Consider the following 584-nt stretch of genomic DNA (forward strand, 5'->3'; position numbering starts at 1 on the left):
CGGCATCGGTTTCTGATCGTCGGTGGGTCACGCACTGTGCCACGGGACCAGCACGAGCAGCGTGCCCGCCGTCTACGGGAGGCGATGCTCAACCTTGGGCCGACGTTCGTAAAGATCGGCCAAGTTCTCTCGACGCGCCCAGATCTCGTTCCGCAAGTGTACGCGGAGGAGTTCGCAGTGCTCCAAGATGCGATCCCGGCGGGTCCGTATCGAGAGATGATTCCGGCTCTCGCCGAAGACGTCGGGTATCACTCGTACGACGACTTCGATCCCGAACCCATCGCCGGCGGATCGCTAGCACAGGTCTATCGGGCGACCTATCAGGGAAAACAGGTGGTCGTAAAAGTAAGACGCCCCGGAATCAAGGACCTCATCGAGACCGATCTGCGCATTATTCGTCGCCTCGTTCCCCTTGCACTGTTTCTCGCACCTGATCGGTTCAGTTTCTCACTCCGGAACATGGCGGACGACTTTGAGCGCATCATTCTGGAGGAACTGGACTTCGAGCGAGAGGCCCAGATGATGGAGGAGATTCGGGAAAATTTCGCTGCCGACGAGAATGAGACCGTTACGATCCCACGCGT

At 58.7% G+C, this 584-nt stretch carries 1 protein-coding gene; it reads left to right on the top strand.

Going from position 1 to position 584, the window contains the following annotated elements; translation table 11 throughout:
* Positions 1–36: 36 nt before the first annotated feature.
* Positions 37–584, top strand: a 548-nt coding sequence (locus tag C5B91_RS21310) for an AarF/ABC1/UbiB kinase family protein (RefSeq protein ID WP_147374908.1), incomplete at its 3' end; no start/stop codon positions are given.

Source organism: Haloferax sp. Atlit-10N, assembly GCF_003586325.1.
Classification (GTDB): Archaea; Halobacteriota; Halobacteria; order Halobacteriales; family Haloferacaceae; genus Haloferax; species Haloferax prahovense.